We start from the raw sequence: 20,280 nt of genomic DNA, 5'->3' as shown, positions 1-20,280 counted from the left end.
AGGATTTTTGGTTTCAGCTGACGTTGCTGAACGGAATTTGGTGGAGCCGGGGGGAATTGAACCCCCGTCCGCAAGCCCTCCGCAACCAGTTCTACATGCGTAGTCGATTTATTTGGTTTTAACTTTGGACTTAGCCAACCGACAGGCCGGACCAAAGCGATTCACGTAATTTAAATCTGAGCCGTGTGACCCCAGCGCAGACCGATTCCTTGTGAATGTCGCTGCTGCGGTTCGAGGGTTACCCCCCTAGGAAGTTGCCTTCCTCCGCCTGACCCAAGGACAGATCAGTGCAGCGGCTCACCGCTTAAGCGGCGAGAGCGAAACGCTCGTCGTTGGCGTTTGTAGTGTTCCAGTGGTTTAACGAGCGTACTGGTGCTCGGCATGCCCTGAGTTGTTTCGCGACCCACGTCGAATCCGGATCGGCCCCAAGACCTTCCATTGTACTGCAAATGCAAGCGCCTGCCATCCTGTAAACCCAAGCGGTGTCAAGCGTGGCGGGGGCGAGACAAGCTTGGCGTCAGGCCGCGTTGGCGCACGCCGCCTTGGATTGCCGCCGGCCCCGGGACGCCGCCATCATTAGCGCGGCCAACCCTACGGAAACCGCCACGATGACGGCCGCGGCGCCGCCCAGCGTCGCCAGGCCATAGTGGTCGATCACATGTCCGCCAACCACCGCGCCCAGGCCGATGCCGATGTTCGCGCCGGAGATGTTCAGCGACGCGGCAAACGCGGGCGCCTCGGGGGCGGACTTCATCAGCCGTACGTGGCAGACGATGAAAAGTGCGGCCTGCGCGATTCCCCAGATGCCCAGCGCGACAGCCAGCAGGCCGTGCGACTGCATGACCGGCGCGACGAACGCCAGGCCAACCGCCATCAGCGACGAGAACAGCGCCGTGGCGCCGAGCGGGCTGCGGTCCACCAGGCGTCCGCCCAGCGTGTTGCCCACCAGTCCAACGGCGCCAAACGCCATCATCGTCCAGCCGACGGTCTCGCCGTCAAAGCCGCCCAGCCGCTCCAGCATGTCGGCAAGATAGGTATAGGCCGTAAACATGCCGGTGAAAACCAGCAGCGACAGCACCACATGGCTCACAACGATGGGTTTGCGCAGGATCCGCAGCTGCGTGACGAGGCGCACGCTGTCGGCGCGGATGCGCGTGCTGGGGAAGGTCAGCAGCAGTAGCAGGGCCTTGGCAAACGCCACCACGGACAGCACCCAGAACGCGGCGCGCCACCCGAACGCGTCCGAGATCAGCACACCGATCGGAATGCCGAATACCGTGGCGGCCACGATGCCGAACGCCACCGTCGAAATGGCGCGTCCGGCGCGCGCGGGGCCCACCAGTTCAACGGCGGTGGCGCTGGCCAGCGACCAGAACACCGGCAGGGCCAGCGCCGGCACAAAGCGCGCGATCGCCATGATCCAGATGTTGGGCGCCACGGCGGCCAGCGCGTTGGACAGGCCAAACAGCACCAGCACCCCGATGAACAGGCGCTTGCGCTCCATGTTGGCCATCAGGGCGGTGAGCAGGGGGCCGGTCGCCGCGACCGTAAAGGCAAACAGCGTCACCAGCAGGCCTGCCTGGGAAACGGTCACGTCCAGATCGCGGGCAAGCCCGGGCAGCAGCCCCACGATCAGGAACTCGGTGGTCAGGATGGTGAAGCCGGCGGCGGAAAGTAGCAGGATGGGCAAAAGCATAGGCATTCCTTGGACGCGAGGCCGGATGGCGCCGCGCGGGCAGGGAGTTGAAGGCAAGGTCAAAAGGTCGGGCGTGCGCCGCGTCAACGTAGCGGGCACGGTGCGGCGGGACGCGGAGGTCCGCCAGCACGGAGATGTCGTCGCCGCCTGCGAGAGGCTGCAACGCCGGCATGAGCCGGAAACGGAGCGATCCGGACAACCCGGATCGCGATGCACGGTTCACACTTTAGGGGAGATCGCCGGCCGGATAAACCCCCGGCATCCGGATAGATTGTTCGGCCTGCTGCACTAATTCGGCCGAACAATCGCGGGCAGCTGCGGCGTCATCAGCGAGAATGCCGCGTTGGAAGGTGCGTCATCACCGAAGGCGGGCGTGACCGAAGGCGGGGCGGACGGGCAAAGGGCCCATCCTCGAAATTTAGCGCAAGTCGCGGGGCAGCAGCGGCTCGATGGCGGACCAGAGTTCCTCTGGCGAATTCGCGCAGGTTTCAGCCTGCCAGGCAATGACGTTGTCGTCTTCGCCGACATAACCATAGGCCGCGGCGACAGCGGGCATGCCCGCCGCGTGGGCGGCCTGGATATCGCGCAGGTCATCGCCGACGTAGACGCAGCGGTCGGTCTCAAAACCCGCTTCGCGCGCGGCGTGCTGCAAGGGTAGGGGATGCGGCTTGGCGTGGGCAGTGGTGTCGCCGCAGACCAGCACGGCGCTGTCGCGCGTCAGGTCCAGGAATTCGACGATGGGCAGGGTCAGGTAGGTGACCTTGTTGGTGACGATGCCCCAGGACATGCCACGGTTGCGGATGTCGGCCAGCAGGTCTTCGATCCCGGGGAACAGCTTGCTGTGAACCGTCGAGCTGGCGGCGTAGTCTTCCAAAAACTGCAGGCGGGTGGGCTCATAGTCTGCGTCGCCCGGTTGCAGGTTCAGCGCGACGCGCAACAGTCCGCGCGCGCCCTGAGATGCCACGGGACGCAGCGCCTCGTATGCCATCGGCTCCAAGCCGCGGCGGGTGCGCTGACGGTTCGCGGCGGCTGCCAGGTCGGGGGCGGTGTCGGCCAGGGTGCCGTCGAAATCGAACAGGATCAGGGCGCTCATTTACGGGTTGCCATCAGATAGTTGACCGAGGTGTCGGAAGTCAGCGAGTAGATCTGGGTGATCGGGTTGTATTCCATGCCGCGCATGCTCACCGGTTCCAGGGCCGCGCCGCGCGCCGCCGCCGACAGCTCGCTGGGCTTGATGAACTGGTCGTAGGTGTGGGTGCCGCGGGGCAGGAGGCGCAGGACGTACTCCGCGCCGATGATCGCGAACACGAACGACTTGGCGTTGCGGTTCAGCGTGGAAAAGAACACCCAGCCGCCAGGTTTCACCAGCGTCGAGCAGGCGCGCACGATCGAGGCCGGATCCGGCACGTGCTCCAGCATTTCCATGCAGGTCACCACGTCGTACTGACCCGGCTGCTCGGCAGCCAGTTCTTCGACGGGCACCTTGCGGTACTCCACCTTCACGCCCGATTCCAGGCCATGCAGGCGCGCGATCTTCAGGGACTTGTCGGCCAGGTCGATGCCGGTTACATCGGCGCCGCTGCGGGCCATCGCTTCCGACAGGATGCCGCCGCCGCAACCTACGTCCAGCACCTTGCGGCCGGCTAGGCTGCCGGCGCATTCCTGAATCCACTCCAGCCGCAGCGGATTGATGGCATGCAGCGGCTTGAACTCGCTTTCGGGGTCCCACCAGCGGCTGGCCAAGGCGCTGAACTTGTCGATTTCGGCCTGATCGGCGTTGACGGAGGCTTGCGCGGTGTCGTGAGTTTGCGTGTTCATGGGCGGTCCGGCGTAAAGCTGCTCTATATATAGAGGGGTCCAGCGCGCTAGGCGAGGAAGGGGCTTGCCGATGCACCAGAGGGGTGCATCGCAGGCGAAAAAAAGGGCCTCGCTATGCGAGGCCCCCTTATTGTAGCTAGTCCGGCAATTACTTGCGGCTACCCACGATTTCGATCTCAACGCGACGGTTCTGGGCGCGGCCTTCCTTCGTCTTGTTGGAAGCGATCGGCTGCAGTTCGCCCTTGCCTTCCGTGTAGATACGGTTGGGGTCGATGCCCAGGCTGACCAGGTAAGCCTTGACCGAAGCGGCGCGGCGCTCGGACAGCTTCTGGTTGTACTGTTCGGTACCGATCGAGTCGGTGTGGCCGACGGCGATGATCGTTTCCAGATCGATGGTGCTGGCTTGCTGAGCGACTTGCTGCAGCAGTTGGCGACCTTCGGGCTTCAGGGTCGACTTGTCGAAGTCGAAGAACGTGTCAGCATTGAACACGACCTTTGCCGCCATCGGGGCCGGCTTCGCCTTCTGTTGGGCAACCGGGACGCCGTCGCAACCGGGGATACCGGTGGCCGGGGTCCAGAAGGCATCGCGCCAGCACAGTTCGTTCGTGCCGTTCTTCCAAACGTTACCGAACGGGTTGCGCCAGTTGTCCACGGTTTGCGCGGAAGCTACACCAGAGGCCGTGACGGCGGCGAAGGCGAGCGCCAGAGCGAATTTGGAGGGTTTGTTCATGTTTCTCCTCGTTGAGCTTGAAGCTGGATAAGTGACTCGCAGCGAACCCCCGCCGCATATCAGGAAAACGGGGCCAGTATAGCAACGCCAAGAGCTGGTTCAAAGGAATAGCTACTGGGTTTCCTGCGTGCTGGAAACAATCTTAAGGCATTTGGGGGGCTTTGGCTTCCCTGGACAGGCGCATTAATGCTGGATATGACGTTTTCGGCACTCCTGCCGTTTCCCATGTTGGTTTTTGACAACAGGGCCGCAGGGCGCGGGTGGGCGTGGCCGGGCGGCGTTTCTGATCGGTCCGTCGCGGCCCGCTTTCGGCGCCTTCGGACGGCCCATCGGACCGGTCCCCCAATCGAATGATAGAATTTCCTGTTTACCCGGCCCGGGTTCCTCCTTACACGATTCTGTCGTTATATATATGGATTCCTTTGCCAAGGAGACGCTTCCGGTATCGCTGGAAGAAGAGATGCGCCGCAGTTACCTCGATTACGCGATGAGCGTGATCGTCGGTCGGGCGCTACCGGATGTGCGGGACGGCTTGAAGCCTGTCCACCGGCGCGTGCTCTACGCGATGCACGAGCTGAACAACGACTGGAACCGCGCCTACAAGAAGTCAGCGCGTATCGTCGGGGACGTCATCGGTAAGTACCACCCCCACGGCGACCAGTCCGTGTACGACACCATTGTCCGCATGGCGCAGGATTTCTCCATGCGCTACATGCTGGTCGACGGCCAGGGCAACTTCGGTTCCATCGACGGCGACAACGCCGCGGCGATGCGTTACACCGAAATCCGCCTGGCCAAGATCGCCCACGAGCTCCTGGCCGACATCGACCAGGAAACCGTCGACTTCGGACCCAACTACGACGGCAGCGAACAGGAACCCCTGCTGCTGCCGTCGCGCCTGCCCAACCTGCTGGTCAACGGCAGCTCCGGCATCGCGGTGGGCATGGCGACCAACATTCCGCCGCACAACCTCCAGGAAGTGGTCGACGGCTGCCTGTACTGCCTGCGCAATCCGGCGTGCACGGTCGATGAGCTGATCGAGCTCATCCCGGCGCCGGACTTCCCCACGGGCGGCATCATCTATGGCATGTCCGGCGTGCGCGAAGGCTATCGCACGGGTCGCGGCCGCGTCATCATGCGCGCCAAGACGCACTTCGAAGACATGGAGAAGGGCAATCGCCAGGCGATCGTGATCGACGCGATTCCCTACCAGGTCAATAAGAAGACGCTGCAGGAACGCATCGCAGAGCTGGTCAACGACAAGAAGATCGAAGGCATCTCCGACATCCGCGACGAGTCGGACAAGGACGGCATGCGCCTTGTCATCGAGCTCAAGCGCGGCGAAGTGCCTGAGGTCGTGCTGAACAACCTCTACAAGAACACCCAGCTGCAGGACACCTTCGGGATGAACCTGGTGGCGCTGGTCGACGGCCAGCCCCGCCTGCTCAACCTGAAGCAGATGATCGACTACTTCCTGCAGCATCGCCGGGAAGTGGTCACGCGCCGCACGGTTTTCCAGTTGCGCAAGGCCCGCGAGCGCGGCCACGTGCTGGAAGGCCTGGCGGTGGCGCTGGCAAACATCGACGATTTCATCGCGATCATCAAGGCGGCCCCGACTCCTCCTGTCGCCCGTCAGGAACTGATGGCGAAGTCCTGGGATTCGTCGCTGGTGCGCGAAATGCTGTCGCGCGCCGACGGCGACACGCCGGGCGGCCGCGCGGCTTTCCGTCCGGACGATCTGGGCGTCGAGTTCGGTCTTCAGGGCGACGGCCTGTATCGCCTGAGCGATACGCAGGCCCAGGAAATCCTGAACATGCGCCTGCAACGCCTGACCGGGCTGGAGCAGGACAAGATTGTTGGCGAGTACAAGGACATCATGTCCACCATCGCCGACCTGCTGGACATCCTGGCCCGTCCCGAGCGCATCACGACGATCATCAGCGAAGAGCTGCAGGCCATCAAGGCCGAGTTCTCGACCGGCGCCAAGGATTCGCGCCGTTCGGAAATCGAACTGAACGCGACGGAACTCGATACCGAAGACCTGATCACGCCGACCGACATGGTCGTGACGCTGTCGCACGGCGGCTACATCAAGAGCCAGCCGCTGTCCGAGTACCGCTCGCAAAAGCGTGGCGGACGCGGCAAGCAGGCGACGGCCATGAAGGAAAACGACTGGATCGACCAGCTCTTCATCGCCAACACGCATGACTTCCTGCTGTGCTTCTCGAATCGCGGCCGTGTGTACTGGCTGAAGGTCTGGGAAGTGCCGCAAGGCACGCGTAACTCGCGCGGCAAGCCGATCGTCAACATGTTCCCGCTGGCCGACGGCGAGAAGATCACGGTGGTGCTGCCGGTCAAGGAATTCAGCGAAGACCACTATGTCTTCATGGCGACCTCGCGCGGCACGGTCAAGAAGACCCCGCTGTCCGACTTCTCCAACCCGCGCAAGGCCGGCATCATCGCCGTCGACCTTGACGATGGCGACTACCTGATCGGCGCGGATCTCACCGACGGCAAGCACGACGTCATGCTGTTCTCGGACGCCGGCAAGGCCGTGCGCTTCGACGAAAACGACGTGCGTCCGATGGGCCGTAACGCCCGCGGCGTGCGCGGCATGATGCTCGAGGACACGCAGACGGTCATCGCGCTGCTGGTCGCCGGCGACGAAACGCAGACGGTGCTGACCGCCACGGAAAACGGCTACGGCAAGCGCACGCCGATCGCGGAGTACACGCGCCATGGCCGCGGCACGAAGGGCATGATCGCCATCCAGACCACCTCGCGTAACGGCAAGGTGGTGGGGGCGGTGCTGGTCACGCCTACCGATGAGATCATGCTCATCACCACCGGCGGCGTCCTGGTGCGCACCCGTGTCGCGGAAATCCGCGAAATGGGCCGTGCGACGCAGGGCGTCACGCTGATCAACGTCGACGACGGCAGCACGCTGTCCGGCGTGCGCCGTGTCGTCGAAAGCGACGCGGACGATGACGGCGAACTGGACGAAGACGGCCAGCAAACCGGTGGCGACGACAGCAACGACGCAGCAGATTCGACGGAACCTACGGAGCAATAATGGCCCGCCCCTGGAACTTCTCGGCCGGCCCCTCGGTCTTGCCCGAGGTGGTGCTGCAGCAAGCCGCTGCAGAAATGCTGGACTGGCACGGCAGCGGCATGTCCGTGATGGAAATGAGCCATCGCGGCAAGCATTTCGTGCAGATCTGCGATGAAGCAGAGTCCGATCTGCGCGACTTGCTGGGCCTGCCGGCCGATTACGCCGTCATGTTCATGCAAGGCGGCGGTTCCGGGGAAAACGCCATCGTTCCCATGAATCTCATGGGACGCCGCGGCGCGCCAGCCGCGGATTTCGTCGTGACGGGCCATTGGTCCAAGCGTTCGTACAAGGAAGCCGGCCGCTACGGCAGCACGCACGTCGCGGCCAGCTCCGACCACGCCACCCAGATTGACGGCCGCGAACAGGCGCCGCTGACCTGGGTGCCTCCTGCCGATACCTGGCAGGTGCGCAAGGAATCGGCCTATCTGCACCTGTGCAGCAACGAAACCATTGGCGGTGTCGAATTCCTGGACTGGCCCGACACCGCTGACCTCGGTGCACCCGACGTGCCTCTGGTCATCGACGCCTCTTCGCACTTCCTGTCGCGCCCGATGGACGTGTCGCGCTGCGGCATGATGTACGCCGGCGCGCAGAAAAACGCTGGCCCGGCCGGCGTCACCATGGTCATCGCGCGCCGCGACCTGATTGGCCAGGCCTTGCCGATCTGCCCCTCGGCGTTCGACTACGCCAACGTAGCGGCCGAACACTCGCGCTACAACACCCCGCCTACCTTCGCGATCTACATCGCGGGCCTGGTGTTCAAGTGGGTCAAGGCCAATGGCGGCGTGGCCGGCATGGAAGCCGCCAACAAGGCGAAGGCCGATCTGCTGTACGGCTACCTGGACAGCACCAGCTTCTACCGCAATCCCATTCACGCACCCGTGCGTTCGCGCATGAACGTGCCGTTCGTGCTGCATGACGAGTCGCTCAACGACGCCTTTCTGAAGGGCGCCGAGGCAGCGGGCCTCACGCAGTTGAAAGGCCACAAGAGCGTGGGCGGCATGCGCGCCTCCATCTACAACGCGCTGCCGCTCGAAGGCGTGGCGGCGCTGGTCGAGTACCTGAAGGAATTCGAGCGCCGCCATGGATGACGAGCTGCAGCGCAAGCTGCTTCCCCTGCGCAAGCGCATCGACGACCTCGATGCGCAGATTCTCGATCTTCTGTCGCAGCGCGCGCGCGCCGCGCTGGAAGTGGGCGAGGCCAAGCATGCCGCGCACGCCGATGGACCCGTGCTGCGTCCCGAACGCGAAGCCGAGGTCATCCGCCGCCTGCAGCAGATCAATCCCGGTCCGTTCCCGAACGCCGGCGTGGCGTCGGTCTGGACCGAAATCATCTCCGCATGCCGGGGCCTGGAGCGCGGCATGACCGTCGCGTTTTTGGGACCGCAGGGTTCTTTCTCTGAGCAGGCCGCGCTGGAACACTTTGGCCATGCGGTCCAGAAGCTGCCTTGCGCCTCGTTCGACGAGGTCTTCCGCGCCGTGGAAGCCGGCCAGGCCGACGTGGGGATGGTGCCGGTGGAAAATTCCACCGAAGGCGCCGTCAACCGCAGCCTGGACCTGCTGCTGAACACGCCGGTCAAGATCCTGGGCGAGCGTTCGCTCGTCATCCGCCATTGCCTGATGTCGCAATCGGGCGGCATGGACGGCATCAAGACCATTTCCGCGCACCCGCAGGCGCTGGCCCAGTGCCAGGGCTGGCTGACGCGCAACTATCCCGACGTCGAGCGCGTGGCCGCCTCCAGCAATTCCGAAGCAGCGCGCGCCGCCGCGTCGGATGCGAGCATCGCGGCCATTGCCGGCGAAGTGGCTGCGCCCGCCTGGAACCTGCAGATCGTCGCCGCCGGCATCCAGGATGACCCGCACAACCGCACCCGCTTCCTGGCAATCGGCAACATCGAGCCCCTGGTCAGCGGCAAGGACAAGACCAGCCTGATCCTGGCGGTGCCGAACCGCGCGGGCGCCGTCTATGAAATGCTGGCGCCCCTGGCCGCCAACGGCGTGTCGATGACGCGCTTCGAGTCGCGCCCCGCGCGCACGGGCCAGTGGGAATACTATTTCTACGTCGACGTCCTGGGCCATCGGAACGACCCGAATGTCGAGCGCGCCCTGGCGGCCCTGCAGGCGCAGGTTGCCTACCTCAAAGTGCTGGGTTCGTACCCGGCGCAGTGAATCCCACATCATGACCCACGCATCCAAGCCCCTCGTTGCCCCCGTGCACGTCAGCGCCATCGCCCCGTACCAGGCAGGCAAGCCGATCGAAGAACTGGCCCGCGAATTCGGGCTGGATCCGGCGACCATCGTCAAGCTGGCGTCCAACGAAAACCCGTTGGGCATGCCCAAATCGGCGAAGGCGGCCATGCTGGCTGCGGCCGAATCGCTGGCACGCTACCCGGACCCCAACGGCTTTGACCTGAAGGCGGCGCTGGCTGAACGCTACGGCGTGCCGATGAACTGGATCACGCTCGGCAACGGCTCGAACGACATCCTGGAAATCGCCGCGCTGGCGCTGCTGGAGCCGGGCGCTTCCGCGGTGTACGCGCAGCACTCGTTTGCGGTCTACCGCCTGGCCACGCAGGCGCGCGGCGCGCGCCACATCGTGGTGCCCGCCGTGGACCACGGCCACGACCTGGATGCGATGTTCGACGCGATCGCCGACGACACGCGCCTGGTGTTCATCGCCAACCCGAACAACCCCACCGGCACCTTCGTGCCGGGCGACAAGGTTGCGGACTTCCTGGAACGCGTGCATGCCGCGCACGGCGACCGCGTCACGGTCGTGCTGGACGAGGCCTACAACGAATACCTGGATCCGGAGCTGCGCTTTGACAGCACCGCGCTGGCGCGCCAGTACCCGAACCTGATCGTGTCGCGCACGTTCTCCAAGGCTTATGGCCTGGCCGGCCTGCGCGTCGGTTTCTCGGTGGCGCAGCCCGGTCTGACCGACCTGCTAAACCGCGTGCGCCAGCCGTTCAACGTTAATACGCTGGCCCAAGCCGCAGCCATCGCCGCACTCGGCGATGCCGACTACCTCGAGGAAGCCTACGCTTCCAACAAGGCAGGCAAGGCCCAGTTGTGCGCCGCGTTCGACAAGCTGAATCTGCGTTACGTGCCCAGCTATGGCAACTTCGTGCTGGTCCACGTGGGCGACGCGCCTCGCATCAATCTTGAACTCCTCAAGCGCGGCGTCATCGTGCGTCCCGTTGCGGGCGACGGTCTGCCGGAGTGGCTCCGCGTGTCCATCGGACTGCCTCAAGAGAACGCCCGATTCATCGACGCCCTGACCGCCATCCTGACCGCATGAACGACGCGTTACCTTCTTCAGATCAGGGGGCCGCGGGCCCCCTGATTCCTGTATTGGCAGTGGTTGGCGTCGGCTTGATCGGCGGATCGTTCGCGGCGGCCTTGCGGCAGGCAGGGCAGGTGGGCAAGGTGCTGGGCGTGGGGCGCAATGCGCAGTCGCTGGAACGCGCTGTGGCGCTGGGCCTCATCGACGAGGCCGTGACGGCCGAAGCCTCGGCGGCCCAGGCGGATCTCATCATGCTGGCAACGCCGGTCGGCGGCCTGACAAATGTGCTGTCGCAGATGCGGACGCACCTCTCGCCGCGCGCCGTCCTGACCGACGGCGGCAGCACCAAGGCCGAAGTGGTCGAGGCGGCGCGCGATGCGCTGGGCGATCGCATCGGGCAGTTCGTGCCGGGCCATCCCATCGCGGGCGCCGAGCGCACCGGGCCGGAAGCCGCGGATGCGGACCTCTACCGCGGACGCACCGTCATCCTCACGCCTGTGCCTGAAAACGGCGCGGCGGCCATGGCGTTCGTGCGCCAGGCTTGGCAGGCTTGCGGCGCGCACGTGATCGACATGGACGCCGACGCACACGATCGCGTGCTCGCGTCGGTCAGCCATCTTCCGCATCTGCTGTCGTCGGTGTATATGGAACAGGTGGCCACGGCCGCCGACGCCGCGACCCGGCTGGAACTGGCGGGCAGCGGCTTTCGTGATTTCACCCGTATTGCCGCCGGATCGCCCGAAATGTGGCGCGACATTTTTTTGTCCAATCGCGACGCGATGCTGGCCGAGCTGGCCGCTGTGCGCGGCGTGCTGGACCGGGCCGAGCGCGCCATCGCCGATGGCGACGGCGAGGCTTTGCTGACGCTGCTGGACACGGCGGCGCGTGCGCGCCGCGGCTGGCGCAAGGAGTAGTTCAATGGGCGCTTTGTCTTACCTCGATCTGCCGCGCGTGCGGCGCGCGCAGGGCGCGATGGCCTTGCCGGGATCCAAGAGCATTTCCAACCGCGTGCTGTTGCTGTCGGCCATCGCCGAAGGCACGACGGTCATCACCGGCCTGCTGGACTCCGACGACACTCGCGTCATGCTGGCGGCGTTGCGCCAGTTGGGCGTGCAGGTGTCCGACCTGGAAGCCGGGCGCGTCACGGTGCAGGGCGTGCGCCGTTTTCCGGTGGAAAGCGCCGACCTCTTCATGGGTAATGCGGGCACCGCAATCCGTCCGTTGACGGCGGCTCTGGCCCTCATGGGCGGCGACTACCGCCTGTCCGGCGTGCCGCGCATGCACGAGCGCCCGATCGGCGACCTGGTCGATGCCCTGAACGCGCTGGGCGCGCGTATCGACTATCTGGGCCAGCCGGGTTATCCGCCGCTGCACATCGGCCGCGGCGACATCGCTGAAACCGCCGTGACCCGCGTGCAGGGTTCGGTCTCCAGCCAGTTCCTGACCGCCTTGCTGCTGGCCGCGCCTTTGCAGGCTGCTCGCAGCGGCAAGCCCGTCACGATCGAGGTCTTGGGAGAGCTGATTTCCAAGCCCTACATCGAGATCACGCTGAACCTGATGGCGCGCTTTGGCGTGCTGGTGCAGCGGGACGGCTGGAGCCGATTCGTTGTGGACGCGGGCGCCGCCTATCGCAGTCCGGGGCAGATCGCCGTGGAAGGGGACGCATCGACGGCGTCGTATTTCCTGGCGCTGGGCGCCATTGGCGGCGGCCCGGTGCGCGTGACCGGCGTCGGCGCCGACAGCATCCAGGGCGATGTGGGATTCGCGAGCACACTGGCCGACATGGGCGCCAAGGTTACCTACGGTCCTGACTGGATCGAGGTGTCGGGCGTGCAGGTTGCCGACGGCGAGCGCCTCAAGGCCTTTGATACCGATTTCAACCTGATCCCCGACGCGGCGATGACAGCCGCGGCGCTGGCCCTTTATGCCGACGGTCCTTGCCGGCTGCGCAACATCGGCAGCTGGCGCGTCAAGGAGACGGACCGCATCCATGCCATGCAGACCGAGCTGGAAAAGCTGGGCGCGCAGGTGGAGTCCGGCCCCGATTGGCTGCGCGTGACGCCGCCGGCGCAGGACGCCTGGCGCGATGCCCACATCGGCACCTGGGACGACCACCGCATGGCGATGTGCTTTTCGCTGGCGGCATTCGGACCGGCGGCGGTCCGCATTCTTGATCCCGGATGTGTCAGCAAGACGTTCCCGGGTTACTTTGACGTCTACGCCGGCCTGGTTTCGGCCTAGCGCTGCATCGCATCCATGACTTTGACTGCTTCAACTTCCGCCTCCCTGGCCCCGGTCATCACGATCGACGGTCCAACCGCGTCCGGCAAGGGCACCGTGGCTCATCGCGTCGCCAAGGCGCTGGGCTGGGCGGTGCTCGACAGCGGCGCCCTCTACCGGCTGACTGCGCTGGCTGCCATCAACCGCGGCGTTGCCGCCGACGACGAGCCCGCCGTGGCGCGCGTGGCCGAGACGCTGGATGTAAGGTTCGACGGACCGCACGTTTACCTCGAGGGGGCCGATGCCGGCCATGACATCCGCCGCGAGGAGGTGGGCAATTTCGCATCTCGCGTGGCGGCTTTCCCAGGGGTGCGGCAGGCCTTGCTCGAGCGCCAGCGCGCCTTCCGGCTGCCGCCCGGCCTGGTTGCGGACGGCCGCGACATGGGCACCGTCGTGTTCCCGGACGCGTCCCTGAAGGTCTTCCTGGTCGCCGACGTGGTCGCCCGGGCGGAGAGGCGGCGTAAGCAGTTGATCGAAAAGGGAATTTCTGCTAATCTAGACGACCTTTTGCGGGATATGCGCGAGCGTGACGCGCGCGACACCGGGCGCGCCACTGCGCCGCTGGCTCCCGCAGCAGATGCACACGTGCTGGATTCGTCCAATCTGACGATCGCGGAAACGGTGCAGGCAATCCTGGATTTCTGGCAGCAAGCCAACCCGTGAAGTGAAGTGAAGTTAAGTGAATTTACGGGCAGTGTTGCTACAGGCAGTATTGCTACCGGCAGTTTTTAGCATTTTTTGATTAGGCCCTGCTCAAGCCAGGCGACTCCCCCACGGGCCACCCCGCAAGGGTCAGCCAGCCGGCAGGTATTTTGACTCCACTGTGGCGGGCAATCCGCTGCGGTGTGTTCTTAACGGCCATTTCGGCCCAATGGATTTCAACCCCATGTCTTCCGTTTCCACTACCGCCACCGGCGGCGAAAGCTTCGCCGACCTTTTCGCACAAAGCCTCAAGAGCCAGGACATGAAGTCCGGCGAGGTCATCAGCGCCGAAGTCGTGCGCGTCGACCACAATTTCGTCGTCGTCAACGCCGGCCTGAAGTCCGAAGCGCTGATCCCCCTGGAAGAGTTCCTGAACGACCAGGGCGAGCTCGAAGTGCAACCTGGCGATTTCGTCTCGGTGGCCATCGATTCCCTGGAAAACGGCTACGGCGACACCATCCTGTCGCGTGACCGCGCCAAGCGCCTGTCGGCCTGGCTGCAACTGGAAAAGGCCCTGGAGAACGGCGAACTGGTTACCGGCACCATCACCGGCAAGGTGAAGGGCGGCCTGACCGTCATGACCAACGGCATCCGCGCGTTCCTGCCGGGTTCGCTGGTGGACCTGCGTCCGGTCAAGGACACCACCCCGTACGAAGGCAAGACCCTCGAATTCAAGGTCATCAAGCTCGACCGCAAGCGCAACAACGTTGTGCTGTCGCGTCGCCAGGTGCTGGAAGCCAGCATGGGCGAAGAGCGTCAAAAGCTGCTCGAAACCCTGCACGAAGGTGCCGTGGTCAAGGGCGTGGTCAAGAACATCACCGACTACGGCGCGTTCGTCGACCTGGGCGGCATCGATGGTCTGCTGCACATCACCGACATGGCCTGGCGCCGTGTGCGTCACCCCTCCGAAGTCCTGCAAGTGGGTCAGGAAGTCGAAGCCAAGGTCCTCAAGTTCGACCAGGAAAAGAGCCGCGTCTCCCTGGGCGTCAAGCAGCTTGGCGAAGATCCGTGGGTGGGCCTGGCTCGCCGCTACCCGCAAGGCACCCGCCTGTTCGGCAAGGTCACGAACCTGACCGACTACGGCGCGTTCGTTGAAGTCGAAGCCGGCATCGAAGGTCTGGTCCACGTGTCCGAAATGGACTGGACCAACAAGAACGTCGACCCGCGCAAGGTTGTGACCCTGGGCGAAGAAGTCGAAGTCATGGTCCTGGAAATCGACGAAGACCGTCGCCGTATTTCGCTGGGCATGAAGCAGTGCCGCCAGAACCCGTGGGAAGAGTTCGCCACGAACTTCAAGCGTGGTGACAAGGTCCGCGGCGCCATCAAGTCGATCACCGACTTCGGCGTGTTCGTCGGCCTGCCCGGCGGCATCGACGGCCTGGTTCACCTGTCCGACCTGTCGTGGGCGGAATCTGGTGAAGAAGCCGTGCGCAACTTCAAGAAGGGTGACGAAATCGAAGCCGTGGTTCTGGGCATCGACACCGACAAGGAACGCATCTCGCTGGGTATCAAGCAGCTGGAAGGCGACCCCTTCAACAACTTCGTCGCCACGTTTGACAAGGGCGCCGTCGTTCCGGGCACCATCAAGTCCGTCGAAGCCAAGGGCGCCGTCGTGACGCTCTCCGTGGACGTCGAAGGCTACCTGCGCGCTTCCGAGATCTCCTCGGGCCGCGTCGAAGATGCCACCACCGTGCTGTCCGCCGGCGAAAACATCGAAGCCATGATCGTCAACATCGACCGCAAGACGCGTTCGATCCAACTGTCGATCAAGGCCCGTGACAACGCCGAAACCGCCGACACGATCCAGCGCATGTCCGATGCCAGCGCTTCGTCCGGCACCACCAACCTCGGCGCGCTGCTGAAGGCCAAGCTGGACCAACAGCGCAACGACGGTTAATTCGTGACCAAGTCGGAGCTGATCGCCGCCTTGGCGGCCCGCTATCCTCAGCTGGCCGCCCGCGACACCGATTACGCGGTCAAGACCGTACTGGATGCAATGACCCAGGCCCTGGCCTCGGGTCAGCGCATCGAGATCCGCGGTTTTGGCAGCTTCTCGTTGTCGCAACGGTCACCCCGTATCGGTCGCAATCCCAAATCCGGCGAGCAGGTGCTGGTGCCTGGTAAACAGGTGCCGCACTTCAAGGCAGGCAAGGAATTGCGCGAGCGGGTGGACCTGGTCGGCGGCAATGACGAGGACGCTCAATCCTCTGGGTCGAGCGAGTCGATGCCGTCTTCCATGGCAGGTTTGCACGCCATGCACTGACGCGTCGGCCAGGCAGGGCTGCCTTCGGGCAGATCGGACCGCGAGCAAAGCCCCTTGAGAAATCAAGGGGCTTTGTTTTTGTGGCGCCGATTCGTGCGGGCGCCCGGCTTGCGCAAGGGCGGGCCGTGCTCCGCCTTGGGGCTTTTTTTTCTCTCGTCATGAAGACGTCGCTTACAATTGACGGTCTCGAATCATCTGGAGCATGCGCCATGCGCTATCTCGTCTGGGCCCTGCGATTGCTCGTCTTTGTTGCGGTGTTGATGTTCGCCTTGAAGAACACCGACCCCGTCGCCGTGAAGTTCTACGCCGACTACGTCATCCAGGATGTCCCGCTGATCGTCGTCATGCTGGTCGTGTTCGTGCTTGGCGCGCTGTTCGGCCTGCTGCTGACGGTGCCCGCCGCGCTGCGCCGCCGCCGCGAGGCCATCCGCCTGCGCCGCGAACTGGACCGCATTCAGGCCGCCGCCAATGGCACGACGCCCGTCGTGCCTCCCGAAGCCGTCGCTCCCATGTCGCCGCTGTGACATCGCGCCGCCTCTCTGCACCGAATTACCGCATGAGTCCGAACAGTGGATTTTGAACCTTGGTGGTTGATATTCGTCCCGGTGCTGTTCGCGCTGGGCTGGCTGGCCGCGCGATTCGACATCCGGCAGATGCTGCGGGAAACGCGCAGCCTGCCCGACTCCTATTTCCGCGGGCTGAATTTCCTGCTCAATGAAGAGCCTGATCGCGCCATCGACGCCTTCGTCGAAGTCGCCAAGCTGGACCCGGAAACCACGGAGCTGCACTTTGCACTGGGCAGTCTGTTCCGCCGCCGCGGCGAAATGGAGCGCGCCATCCGGGTGCACCAAAGCCTGCTGAACCGTTCCGACCTGCCGCAGGCCGAACGCGAACACGCGCAGCACGAGCTGGCGCAGGACTTCCTGAAGGCCGGGATGCTGGATCGCGCCGAAAGCGGTTTTGAGCAGCTCAAGGACACGCGCTACGCCTTGCCCGCGCTGCGCTCGCTGATCCGCATTTATGAATCCGAGCACGATTGGCCGCGTGCGATCGAGGCCGTGAAGACTCTGCAGGGCCTGGTCGACGAGCCCGTCCCGCAAATCGTGCATTACTACTGCGAACAGGCCCAGACCGCGTTGGCGGCCAAGCCCGCCGACGTCGAGGCCGCGCACAAGGCGCTGGACGCGGCGGACCATGCGCTGTCCACCACCGAAGCCGCCTCGAGCAAGGGCGCCAAGGTGCGCACCGCCATGCTGCGGGCGCGCCTGGCGCTGATCGAACAGGATCCGAAGCGCGAACGGCTGTATCTCGAGTCGGTCATGACTGACGCGTCCGAATACGCCGGGCTGGTGGCCGAACAGTTGCTGGCCAATTACCGCAATGCCAATCAGGTGGCGGAGGGGTTGGATTTCCTGCAAAAGCAGTATGGCCGCCATGCGTCCCTGGACCTTTTCAATGTGGTGTTCCGGGAGCTGCGGGTGCAGCAGGGCGCCGCGACCGCGTGGGCCTTTGCGCGCGGCGCCCTGCGCAGCCATCCTTCGCTGTTGGGGCTGGATCGCCTGCTGGAAGCCGAACTCGCCAACGGCGACAGCGACGGCGATCACGGTCCGGTGCCGGGCGCCGATCTGACGCTGCTGCGCAGCCTGATTCACAAGCACACGCAACGGCTCGATCGCTACGCATGCCGCAATTGCGGTTTTCAAGCGCGTCGTTTTTACTGGCAATGTCCCGGCTGCAACGCCTGGGAAACCTATGCGCCGCGCCGTCTGGAAGAACTTGAATGAACTCTTTTCCCGCCGAAGCCATTTCGCGTAGCCGCGTGCTCGTGGTTGGCGACGTCATGCTGGACCGCTACTGGTTCGGAGAAGTCGAACGTATCTCGCCCGAAGCGCCGGTGCCGGTCGTGCGGGTCGCGCGACGCGAAGACCGTCTGGGCGGCGCCGCCAACGTCGCGCGCAACGTCGCGGCCCTGGGTGGCCACGTGACCCTAGTCGGCGTGCTGGGCCAGGACGAAGCCGGCGACAGCGTGCGGCGCCTGGCCACTGAGGCCGGCATCCAGGGCGACCTGATTGCCGACAACGAACTGCACACCACCCTCAAGATGCGCGTGCTGGGCCGTCAGCAACAGCTGCTGCGTGTGGACTTCGAACAGCATCCCACCCAGCCATCGCTTGACGCGGTGGACGCCGCGCTGGCCCGGCATCTGGCCAACCACGACATCGTCGTTCTGTCGGACTATGCCAAAGGCGTGCTGACCCGGGTCGAGTCGCTGATTGCGCTGGCGCGCAGCGCGGGCATCCCGGTGCTGGTGGACCCCAAGGGCGACGACTATTCGCGTTATCGCGGCGCGACGCTGGTCACGCCCAACCGCTCGGAAATGCAGCAGGCAGTTGGCCGCTGGACGTCCGAAGCCGAATTGACCGATCGTGCGCAGCGCCTGCGCGCCGATCTGGACCTTGAAGCCTTGCTCGTGACGCGGTCCGAGCAGGGCATGACTTTGTTTTCCGACGCGGGACGCGACCACACCGACGCGCAAGCGCATGAGGTGTTCGATGTGTCCGGTGCGGGCGACACCGTGCTGGCCACGCTGGCGGTTACGCGCGCCATCGGCTTGCCGTGGGCCGAAGCCATGGGCTGGGCCAACAAGGCCGGCGGCATCGCCGTGGGCAAGCTGGGCACGTCCGTCGTCACGGCCGCGGAATTGGCAGGAGAATCCTCATGATCGTCGTTACCGGAGCCGCGGGCTTCATTGGCAGCAACCTGGTTCGCGGACTCAACCGCCGCGGCATCGAAGACATCATTGCCGTCGATGACCTGACCGAAGGCGACAAGTTCGTCAATCTGGTCGACTGCAAGATCGCCGACTACATGGACAAGGACGACTTCCGCCGGCGCGTCGCCGATGGCAGCCTGCCCGAAATCCGCGCGGTGCTGCACCAGGGCGCGTGCTCGGACACGACCGAGCGCAACGGCCGCTACATGCTGGACAACAACTACCGCGTCACGCTGGAGCTCTTCGAGTTCTGCCAGGCGCGCCGCGTGCCGTTCCTGTATGCGTCCTCGGCGGCCGTGTACGGCGGTTCGACGACCTACGTCGAGCATCCCGACAACGAAGGCCCGCTGAACGTCTACGGCTATTCCAAGCTGCTGTTCGACCAGGTGCTGCGCAAGCGCATGGACAGCCTGACGGCGCAGGTCGTCGGTCTGCGGTACTTCAACGTGTACGGTCCGCACGAGCAGCACAAGGGCCGCATGGCTTCGGTGGCGTTCCACAACATGAACCAGTTCCTGGAGCACGGGCACGTGCGCCTCTTTGCGGGCTGGGACGGCTACGTGGATGGCGGCCAGAGCCGTGACTTCATCTCGGTCGAGGACGTGGTTGCCGTGAATCTGCATTTCCTGGATCACCCCGAGCAATCGGGCATTTTCAATTGCGGCACCGGCAAGGCGCAGCCGTTCAACGACGTGGCGGCCGCGGTGGTGAACACGCTGCGCGCCGAGCGGGGCGAAGCCGAGCTGACGCTGGCTCAACTGGCCGAGCTGGATCTGATCCGCTACATCCCGTTCCCGGACGACCTCAAGGGACGCTACCAGAGCTATACGCAGGCGGACGTCACGCAGCTTCGGGCCGCCGGTTTTGCTGCGCCGATGCGCGATGTGCAGACGGGCGTGGCCGAGTACGTGCGCTACTGGCGCGCCCGGAAGTAATCCGCCGCGCAGGCAAGGCGACAACGAAGGCCACCGCGACGCGGTGGCTTTTTTTTGCCCGCGACGTTGCCTGCCAATGGCCGGGGACATTGCCGGGGTATCTGCACGCGTAGTTGCCGGGGTGGATGTTTTGGTTCACCGGACCGGCGCTGCGAGCCGCCCGCCCCGATGATGGCAACGGGGCGCGGCAACCGTCGCGTCCGTAACTGTCAGGAGAACCCCATGAATCCCTTCGTCCATCCCACCGTTGCCCGCAACCTGCCTCTGGTCTCGTGGCGCCGCGCGCGTCCCGCGGCCATGACCGCATGCCCCCGCGAGCGGCACCGCATCCTGCGGCGGGCGCTCGGCGCGTTGCTGCTGTCCGCTGGCCTGGGCGTGGCCGCGCCGCCCGCGCATGCGGTGGACATCAACCAGGCCACCGCAGCCCAGCTTGAGGGCGTGCGAGGCATCGGCCCGCGCACCGCTGAAATCATCGTCCGTGAACGCGAGCGCGGCGGCGGCTTTGAGTCGCTGGACGACCTGACCGAACGTGTGCGGGGCATCGGCCAGAAAAAGGCTCAGGCGCTGCAGGCGGCCGGGCTGACAATCGGCGCGGCGGGTGCGGCCGCCAAGCCGTCGGCAGGCCAGTCCGGCGCGGCGCCCGGAGCCCGGCCCGCGCCCGGCAAGGCCGCTGCGCCAAAGCCGG

Annotated in this window: 18 protein-coding genes and 1 other RNA gene; 14 read left to right on the top strand and 5 right to left on the bottom strand. The window is 65.1% G+C overall.

Going from position 1 to position 20,280, the window contains the following annotated elements:
• Positions 1 to 38: 38 nt before the first annotated feature.
• The 5 genes from ssrA to ompA form a co-directional block, all read right to left on the bottom strand.
• Positions 39 to 427, bottom strand: a transfer-messenger RNA (tmRNA) gene (gene ssrA / locus HV681_RS09285).
• 90 nt (positions 428 to 517) lie between these two features.
• The gene (locus HV681_RS09280) at positions 518 to 1,696 is read right to left on the bottom strand and encodes an MFS transporter (protein WP_175122841.1); all 1,179 of its coding nucleotides are present in this window, start codon (positions 1,694 to 1,696) and stop codon (positions 518 to 520) included.
• Positions 1,697 to 2,114: 418 nt separating this feature from the next.
• Entirely contained in the window at positions 2,115 to 2,789 is a 675-nt protein-coding gene (locus HV681_RS09275) for an HAD-IA family hydrolase (protein ID WP_175122840.1), read from the bottom strand.
• Positions 2,786 to 3,514 (bottom strand): bifunctional 2-polyprenyl-6-hydroxyphenol methylase/3-demethylubiquinol 3-O-methyltransferase UbiG, encoded by a 729-nt coding sequence (ubiG, locus tag HV681_RS09270; protein WP_105237922.1) that lies wholly within the window; start codon positions 3,512 to 3,514, stop codon positions 2,786 to 2,788. The genes HV681_RS09275 and ubiG overlap by 4 nt, the downstream gene beginning before the upstream one ends.
• 148 nt (positions 3,515 to 3,662) lie before the next feature.
• A complete protein-coding gene (gene ompA / locus HV681_RS09265; RefSeq protein WP_056322232.1) occupies positions 3,663 to 4,244 on the bottom strand; it encodes an outer membrane protein OmpA in 582 nt (193 codons plus the stop codon).
• 412 nt (positions 4,245 to 4,656) lie between these two features.
• On the opposite strand from ompA, the gene gyrA reads away from it, so the two are divergent.
• The 14 genes from gyrA to HV681_RS09195 form a co-directional block, all read left to right on the top strand.
• Complete coding sequence (gene gyrA, locus HV681_RS09260; RefSeq protein WP_175122839.1) at positions 4,657 to 7,317, top strand: DNA gyrase subunit A; 2,661 nt, start codon at positions 4,657 to 4,659, stop codon at positions 7,315 to 7,317.
• The gene (gene serC / locus HV681_RS09255; RefSeq protein ID WP_175122838.1) at positions 7,317 to 8,447 is read left to right on the top strand and encodes a 3-phosphoserine/phosphohydroxythreonine transaminase; all 1,131 of its coding nucleotides are present in this window, start codon (positions 7,317 to 7,319) and stop codon (positions 8,445 to 8,447) included. Before gyrA ends, serC begins: the two co-directional genes overlap by 1 nt.
• Positions 8,440 to 9,525 carry a prephenate dehydratase gene (pheA, locus tag HV681_RS09250; RefSeq protein WP_175122837.1) on the top strand — a complete coding sequence of 362 codons (1,086 nt, stop codon included), beginning with the start codon at positions 8,440 to 8,442 and terminating at the stop codon, positions 9,523 to 9,525. The genes serC and pheA overlap by 8 nt, the downstream gene beginning before the upstream one ends.
• 10 nt (positions 9,526 to 9,535) lie before the next feature.
• On the top strand, positions 9,536 to 10,657 hold the full coding sequence (hisC, locus tag HV681_RS09245) for a histidinol-phosphate transaminase (protein WP_175122836.1): 1,122 nt from the start codon (positions 9,536 to 9,538) through the stop codon (positions 10,655 to 10,657).
• Positions 10,654 to 11,556 (top strand): prephenate dehydrogenase, encoded by a 903-nt coding sequence (locus HV681_RS09240; RefSeq protein ID WP_175122835.1) that lies wholly within the window; start codon positions 10,654 to 10,656, stop codon positions 11,554 to 11,556. Before hisC ends, HV681_RS09240 begins: the two co-directional genes overlap by 4 nt.
• A gap of 4 nt (positions 11,557 to 11,560) precedes the next feature.
• A complete protein-coding gene (aroA, locus tag HV681_RS09235; RefSeq protein WP_175122834.1) occupies positions 11,561 to 12,883 on the top strand; it encodes a 3-phosphoshikimate 1-carboxyvinyltransferase in 1,323 nt (440 codons plus the stop codon).
• Positions 12,884 to 12,904: 21 nt separating this feature from the next.
• A complete protein-coding gene (gene cmk, locus HV681_RS09230; RefSeq protein WP_370633081.1) occupies positions 12,905 to 13,585 on the top strand; it encodes a (d)CMP kinase in 681 nt (226 codons plus the stop codon).
• A 223-nt stretch (positions 13,586 to 13,808) separates the two neighbouring features.
• Entirely contained in the window at positions 13,809 to 15,521 is a 1,713-nt protein-coding gene (rpsA, locus tag HV681_RS09225; protein WP_175122832.1) for a 30S ribosomal protein S1, read from the top strand.
• Positions 15,522 to 15,524: 3 nt separating this feature from the next.
• Positions 15,525 to 15,887 (top strand): integration host factor subunit beta, encoded by a 363-nt coding sequence (locus tag HV681_RS09220; RefSeq protein ID WP_056322254.1) that lies wholly within the window; start codon positions 15,525 to 15,527, stop codon positions 15,885 to 15,887.
• A gap of 209 nt (positions 15,888 to 16,096) precedes the next feature.
• Positions 16,097 to 16,411 carry a LapA family protein gene (locus HV681_RS09215; RefSeq protein ID WP_062838607.1) on the top strand — a complete coding sequence of 105 codons (315 nt, stop codon included), beginning with the start codon at positions 16,097 to 16,099 and terminating at the stop codon, positions 16,409 to 16,411.
• A gap of 45 nt (positions 16,412 to 16,456) precedes the next feature.
• Positions 16,457 to 17,671: a lipopolysaccharide assembly protein LapB gene (gene lapB, locus HV681_RS09210; protein WP_175122831.1), complete on the top strand. Its 1,215-nt coding sequence runs from the start codon at positions 16,457 to 16,459 to the stop codon at positions 17,669 to 17,671.
• Complete coding sequence (rfaE1, locus tag HV681_RS09205) at positions 17,668 to 18,609, top strand: D-glycero-beta-D-manno-heptose-7-phosphate kinase (protein ID WP_175122830.1); 942 nt, start codon at positions 17,668 to 17,670, stop codon at positions 18,607 to 18,609. Before lapB ends, rfaE1 begins: the two co-directional genes overlap by 4 nt.
• Positions 18,606 to 19,595: an ADP-glyceromanno-heptose 6-epimerase gene (gene rfaD / locus HV681_RS09200; protein WP_056567633.1), complete on the top strand. Its 990-nt coding sequence runs from the start codon at positions 18,606 to 18,608 to the stop codon at positions 19,593 to 19,595. Before rfaE1 ends, rfaD begins: the two co-directional genes overlap by 4 nt.
• 222 nt (positions 19,596 to 19,817) lie before the next feature.
• On the top strand, positions 19,818 to 20,280 hold a 463-nt coding region (locus HV681_RS09195; RefSeq protein WP_175122829.1), incomplete at its 3' end, for a ComEA family DNA-binding protein.

Origin of the sequence: Achromobacter animicus (assembly GCF_902859585.1) — a bacterium.
In the GTDB taxonomy this organism is placed as follows: Bacteria; Pseudomonadota; Gammaproteobacteria; order Burkholderiales; family Burkholderiaceae_B; genus Achromobacter; species Achromobacter animicus.
Note: the sequence above shows the minus strand (reverse complement) of the source record. Positions and strands in the feature narration are given on the sequence as shown.